This is a genomic window from Lactiplantibacillus plajomi, assembly GCF_005405405.1.
Classification (GTDB): domain Bacteria; phylum Bacillota; class Bacilli; order Lactobacillales; family Lactobacillaceae; genus Lactiplantibacillus; species Lactiplantibacillus plajomi.
Genome location: NZ_BJDZ01000036.1, coordinates 22284 through 28283 on the forward strand (window position 1 = coordinate 22284; position 6000 = coordinate 28283).

The 6000-nt window shown below is 49.2% G+C and carries 5 protein-coding genes and 1 other RNA gene; 4 read left to right on the forward strand and 2 right to left on the reverse strand.

What is annotated here, in order from left to right; all coding sequences use genetic code 11:
• Window positions 1–26: 26 nt before the first annotated feature.
• The gene (locus FFM82_RS12230) at window positions 27–2330 is read right to left on the reverse strand and encodes a transglycosylase domain-containing protein (protein WP_137646093.1); all 2304 of its coding nucleotides are present in this window, start codon (window positions 2328–2330) and stop codon (window positions 27–29) included.
• A gap of 26 nt (window positions 2331–2356) precedes the next feature.
• Window positions 2357–2965, reverse strand: coding sequence for a Holliday junction resolvase RecU (gene recU / locus FFM82_RS12235; protein WP_137646094.1), 609 nt, complete (start codon window positions 2963–2965; stop codon window positions 2357–2359).
• A gap of 102 nt (window positions 2966–3067) precedes the next feature.
• Between recU and FFM82_RS12240 the strand changes: the two genes are divergently transcribed.
• The 4 genes from FFM82_RS12240 to FFM82_RS12255 all read left to right on the forward strand — a co-directional run bounded on the left by FFM82_RS12240 (window position 3068) and on the right by FFM82_RS12255 (window position 5744).
• Entirely contained in the window at window positions 3068–3637 is a 570-nt protein-coding gene (locus FFM82_RS12240) for an SLOG family protein (RefSeq protein ID WP_137646097.1), read from the forward strand.
• A 74-nt stretch (window positions 3638–3711) separates the two neighbouring features.
• Window positions 3712–4053: a cell division regulator GpsB gene (gene gpsB, locus FFM82_RS12245; RefSeq protein ID WP_137646095.1), complete on the forward strand. Its 342-nt coding sequence runs from the start codon at window positions 3712–3714 to the stop codon at window positions 4051–4053.
• Between the two features lie 22 nt (window positions 4054–4075).
• An RNA gene (gene rnpB, locus FFM82_RS12250) (RNase P RNA component class B) lies at window positions 4076–4453 on the forward strand.
• A 145-nt stretch (window positions 4454–4598) separates the two neighbouring features.
• The gene (locus FFM82_RS12255) at window positions 4599–5744 is read left to right on the forward strand and encodes a THUMP domain-containing class I SAM-dependent RNA methyltransferase (RefSeq protein WP_137646096.1); all 1146 of its coding nucleotides are present in this window, start codon (window positions 4599–4601) and stop codon (window positions 5742–5744) included.
• Window positions 5745–6000 lie beyond the last annotated feature (256 nt).

Here is a 6000-nt window from a genome sequence, read left to right on the forward strand (position 1 = left end):
AAATTTCCGCGGTGCCTGAAGCGTTGCTAATCTTGCTTATCCTGCTGATCTTCCGCTGGTGCGGTTGAGGAGCTTTCGTGTGATGATGAAGCGGCTTCGGAACTTGAACTCTGTTCTTCGCTACTACTTTCTTCGTGACTGCTACTACTTTCGGATTCTTCCGAGCTTGAGGATGATTCTTCTGAGGATTCCGACGAAGAGGACGCTTCAGAAGATTCTTTCCGGCTGCTTGAGCTTGCGGATTGCGAGTGGCTGGTCGTTGAATGGGAGCTAGCCGTCGAAGATGATTGTGACGAGGAGGTCGCGTCCGAGAAGACGTGACCAACCAAGTAGAGTTCCTGAATCCCGTTGCGGGTCGTCGTGGCCACGGAACTTGGTTTCGTCCAGTCGGAGTTCGGCGCGTGTTCCTGCAAGTAAGTCATCATTTCACGGTAAATGTTTTGTGAAATCTTGGCCGTACTACTATCAATGTAGTTGACTTCCGAGAAGTCGTTTGGATTATCGTACCCCGTCCAAACGGAGACGGAGTAGTTCTTGGTGTAACCAGCCATCCAAGAATCGACGTCGGCGCCGGAAGGAACCCGGTGCTTGTAACGCGAATCGTAGCCGTCCGTCCCGGTCTTTCCGGCCTGGTAAACACCACTGATGCGTGCCGTCGTCCCGGTCCCGCTGGCACTGTTGATGACACCCTTTAACATGTCGGTAATCATGTAGGCGGTCGACTGCTTCATGACGCGGGTGCCCTTACTGTCGTAATTAGTGGTCGTGCCGTCCTGCGCGGTGATTTTTGAAATGTAGTACGGCTTGTGGTAAGTCCCACCGTTTGCGAACGCGGCGTAGGCGCCGGCAACTTGCAGTGAGGAAACCTCGGCTCCGATGGCGTTGGCGTAGTAAACCTTCTTTAAGCCCATTCCGAGGCTGTTAGCAAAGGTCTTGGCCCGTGAGAGACCGACCGTTTCCAAAGTTTTGACCGCCGGAATGTTCCGCGATTGGACGAGGGCTTCGCGCATGGTCATACTACCGAGCGTCTTGTTATCGAAGTCGTTGACGGCATTATTGGTACCAGGGTAGTTGTACTTAGTATCTTCAACCGTTTTGTAGGTCGGCCAGTTGTTATATTCAATGGCCGGTCCGTAGTCGAGAATTGGTTTCATGGTTGAGGCGTTCGAACGGTCCTTGCGCACGGCCCGGTTAAAGCCGTAGGTGGTGTTGGTATGCTTACGACCGCCAATCATGGCTGAAATCTTACCGGTATACGAGTTAACGACCGAAACCCCTAATTGGAACCGGTTATTCGGGTAGGTGACGTACTTAGACGTGTTGGCAATGTCGTAAAGGCGCCGTTGCGCGTTCATGTTTAAGTTGGTGTACACCTTCAAACTGTACTTGTAAGGGTCGTAACCCTTACTTTCAAGGTCAGTCAGCACTTCTTTGATGTAGGCGTCGGCCACCTTGGCATTCTTATGCTGGCTGTTCAACTGGGCGTGGCCGGCCGAAGTTAACCCGGACTTGATCCCGACGTTTTCAGCGGCGGTCTGCTGAGCCTTGGTGATTTCCTTGTTATCGTACATCGCCTGCAGGACCGTATTCCGCCGGCTCTCAGCGTACTTCGGATAACTCGTCGGGTCATAGTAAGTTGGTGATTGGGGCATTCCGGCGAGGAGTGCAAGTTGACTTAAGTTCAAGTCTTTGAGGGACTTGTTATAGTAATAATGCGCCGCGGTACCCATCCCGTAAATCCCGTTGCCCATGTAAACCTTATTAATGTAAAACTCTAAGATTTGTGACTTGGTATAGTGTTTTTCGACGTTGACGGCTAACCAGGCTTCCTGGGCTTTGACCCGGAGCGTCCGGTCCGACGCCTTGGTCGAGAACTTAGACAGCTTGATCAGTTGCATGGTCAAGGTACTCCCGCCTTGCATCCCAAGGGAACTGCCCTTGATGTTACCAAGGGCCGCCCCGATGATCCGGTAGTAATCGACCCCTTTATGCTTGTAAAAGCGGCGGTCTTCAATGGAAACGACCGCTTTTTTCAGCGTTGACGGAATTTGGCTTGATTTAACGTATTTCCGGTTACTAGCGCCGAGCGTGGTGACTAGCTCGTTGTTAGCATCGTAAATCTTCGTCGCATTTTCGGCCTTCAAATCGCTTTCGGTCACGGTACCCGAGTCCTTAGCGTAGTAAAAGAATAGCGCGGTCCCGGATAACAAGCCAATAACGAAGAGGGCTAACAGCGCCAGTAGGATCTTCTTAATCCAGTGGCGCTGAGGGGAACGCGGTTTTTTATGATTCCGTGCGACCCGTGAATTTTGTGAATTGTTACCTGCCATGATCTTCTCCTTTAATGATTGGCTGGTTAGCCATCAATCAGATTATCAACCGCCTCGAGGTACGGAATGAGGGGGTTAATGTGGTACTTGAGTTCGGCTGCCAACTGTTCAATATCCGGCAGTGGAATCGACTTACGCCCACCATCGACCTGGTGATCCCAGTAAGTGAAGAGGTCGGTCGCCTTTAATAGGAACAGCCGTCCTAGCGTTGCAAAGCGGATGATCACAAAGCAAATCCCGTCCTGTTTTAAACACTGACGCATGTGTTCGATTTGATGATCGTGGAAATTCTTGAGTGGAAAAGCAGTCTTGCTCTTGGTTTCCTTCGCTTCAAAGTCAAGGTAGCGCCCACGGTAGACGCCGTTGTAGTCAGTTGTTGAAGCGTGCTTGAAATAGGCTTCTCGAATGACGGCGGCGCTACGGCTAGGGTAGTCGACCTTCACGATTTGAATCGGCGTTGGCTTTTTATGAATAACTGCGATATCATTTTCGAGGTAATAGGTATTGCTGTCGTTAAGCTCCTCTTCCAGACTCATTCCGCGGTCACCAAAATTGACGTTGGCGAACTTGGAAGGCGTTGACTTTGAATGACTAGGTTGGCGATAAACTTTACCGTTTGGATAGCGAATCGTCACATTAATCAACCTCCTAATAATGTAATATTCTACCATTATTACGGGCAATGTGAAATATCTGTGATTTTTTGCGATAATATGGTGGCGAAAGGGATGAAAATTGTGAGTCGATTATGGTTAAGTGGTTATCGAAGTTACGAGTTAAACGTCTTTGGTGACCAGGACCCAAAGTTAAAAGTGATTAAATATGCACTAACCAACTACCTGACGACCCAAATCGAGGACGGGATGGACTGGTTGATCACCGGTGGTCAGCTCGGAATTGAACAGTGGGCGGCCGAAGTCGGGTTAGCCTTGAAACAGGACTATCCGGAGTTAAAGGTCGCCATGATGTTACCGTACGGTGAGTTTGGCGGGCGCTGGAACGAAACTAACCAGGCTAAGTTACAGACGCTACTTGCGCGGGTCGACTTTCAAGCCCCGGTTAGTAAGCAACCGTATGAAAATCCGCAACAATTAAAAAATTACCAAGAATTTATGGTCACCCATACCGACGCCGCGACATTAATTTATGACCCCGATAATCCCGGAAAGCCCTCGTACGACTACGATTTGATTCGCCAATACGGTGAGGCGCACCCGTACCCGTTGACGGTGATTGACTTCGATTTGTTGCAGGAAAGCGCCAATGAATATTCAGAAAAGCAGAATAATGGTTTTAATTTTGAATAAAGTCTGCTACAATGTTTTAAGTAATGCGGATGCCGTTTGGGCATTGCGCGAATAACAATGAGGTGTTTTTAAATATGGCTAAACGTAATTTTACTCCCAAAGACATCCTTCAAAAAGAATTTAAACCGAAGATGCGGGGCTATGATCCCGCTGACGTGGATGGGTTCTTAGATAATGTCATTAAGGACTATGAGTCATTTACTAAAGATAACCAACAGCTTTCGGATGAAAACGAACGATTACGTGCTAAGGTCGACGAACTAACCAAGCAAGTCGCCGTCGGATCGTCGACTCCATCTTCACAACCGACTAGTACGGTCACGAATATGGATATTCTGAAACGTTTATCTAACTTGGAACGCCACGTTTTCGGTGCACAATTAGATAATAATCAAAATGAATCACACCGACTCTAAGTCGTGCTCGTGATTCGATGTAAATTCTGGGTAATCGCGGTCGGCTTATGTCGGCTGAGGAAGGTCCATGCTCGCACAAGCTGCGATGCTTGTAGTGTTCGTGCTCGGTGAAAAAATAAGCCGGGGTACCGATTTATCGGTAACGGCGGGAAAACCAGCTAAGGCGCAAGCTATGCTCTAGTATCCCTGAAAAGTGCCACAGTGACGATACTTAGTTGGAAACGGCTAAGTTGGAACGCGGTAAACCCCGCGAGCGGGCAACCCAAACTACGGTAGGGGCGCTTCACATATGGAATTGAACTAAATGTGGGGGGAGATCCTCGTGATCTCGAGATAGATGATTGCCGCCTTATCAACAGACGCCTGTTCTTTGGTAAGGTACAAAACATGGCCTACAGGAATTTACATTTTGACAGGAAACTAGGGCAAAAGTTCGCTTTTGTCCTAGTTTTTTTATACGGAAAGTTATCGAACCTTGAATTATGGTAAACTAGACCGTGATTGGAAACTTACGAACGGGCATTAAAAAAATCAGGAGGATCTGTATGGATCAATTTAAGTTAATTGCGACCGCCGCGAGCGGTATTGAAGCACTGGTTGGCCGGGAACTGCGGGACTTAGGCTACCAGACCCAGGTCGAAAATAGCCGGGTACGGTTTAACGGGACAATCAAGGACGTCTTGCGGACCAACTTATGGTTGCGAACCGCCGACCGCGTCAAAATTATTGTGGGTGAATTTGACGCCGTGACCTTTGACGAATTGTTTGAAAAGACGAAGGCGCTTGCGTGGGACCAGTTCTTACCACTAGACGCTGAATTTCCGGTCGAGGGGAAATCGCGGAACTCAAAGCTACACAGCGTTCCGGACGTGCAATCGATCGTTAAAAAAGCGATTGTGACCCAACTGGCCAGCACATATCACCGCAACGGTTTCTTACCCGAAACCGGCGCGTTGTTCCCGCTAGAAGTGGCTATCAATAAAGACCACGTCTTACTCACGTTAGATACGACCGGTTCCAGTTTGTTCAAACGGGGGTACCGGGTCGAAAAGGGGGGCGCGCCGTTAAAGGAAAACATGGCGGCCGCCCTAGTCATGTTAGCCAAGTGGTACCCGGATAACCCGTTCGTTGACCCGGTATGTGGGTCGGGGACCATTCCGATTGAAGCGGCCCTGATTGCCCGCAACATTGCGCCCGGGTTCAACCGCAGCTTTGCGTGTGAGAAGTGGGACTGGGTGCCAAAGGGACTTAGTCAGGAATTACGCGACGAGGCCGATAGCCAGGCGGACTACGATACCGAATTAGATATCAGTGGTTACGATATCGACGGCAGTATGATCGACATCGCCAAGTTGAACGCCCGTGAAGCGGGGCTCTTACATGACATTCGCTTTAAGCAGCTGGCGGTCAAGGACTTTACCACGGACAAGGTCAACGGGGTCATCATTGCCAACCCGCCGTACGGGGAACGGTTGAGTGATCGCGATAGTGTGCGGGTTCTTTATCGGCAAATGGGGCAGGTTTACGCTAAATTGCCAAGTTGGAGCAAGTACATTTTGACCAGCGACTTAGAATTTGAAGATTACTTTGGTAAAAAGGCGACCAAACGCCGCAAACTCTATAACGGGGCGTTACGGACCGATTACTTCCAATATTGGGGTAAACGGATTCGGCCACAGCGTCAGGATTAAACAAAAACGGGTGTCAAAAGTCAGTTGGCTTTTGACATCCGTCTTTTCGTTATTATGCCTTTAGGCTCGGTTGAGTACGCTAAAGCGTGCGAAACAAAAAACCACCCGCTATGCGGGCGGATGGCAAAATGGTTAAACCAAAACGCCCCCATTAGATTGTACTAGTCCCTGTCAAGTTGACAGGTGAAATAATATAATTCTCGGACGTAACTTAAGCGGCTTTATCGCGATATTCTTTCGCGGTGGAGCCGTTTCT

Bases quoted from the DNA above. Each gene is read 5' to 3' on its own strand.
- FFM82_RS12230 (WP_137646093.1), bottom strand. From the start codon at position 2,330: ATGGCAGGTAACAATTCACAAAATTCACGGGTCGCACGGAATCATAAA.
- gpsB (WP_137646095.1), top strand. From the start codon at position 3,712: ATGGCTAAACGTAATTTTACTCCCAAAGACATCCTTCAAAAAGAATTT.
- FFM82_RS12255 (WP_137646096.1), top strand. From the start codon at position 4,599: ATGGATCAATTTAAGTTAATTGCGACCGCCGCGAGCGGTATTGAAGCA.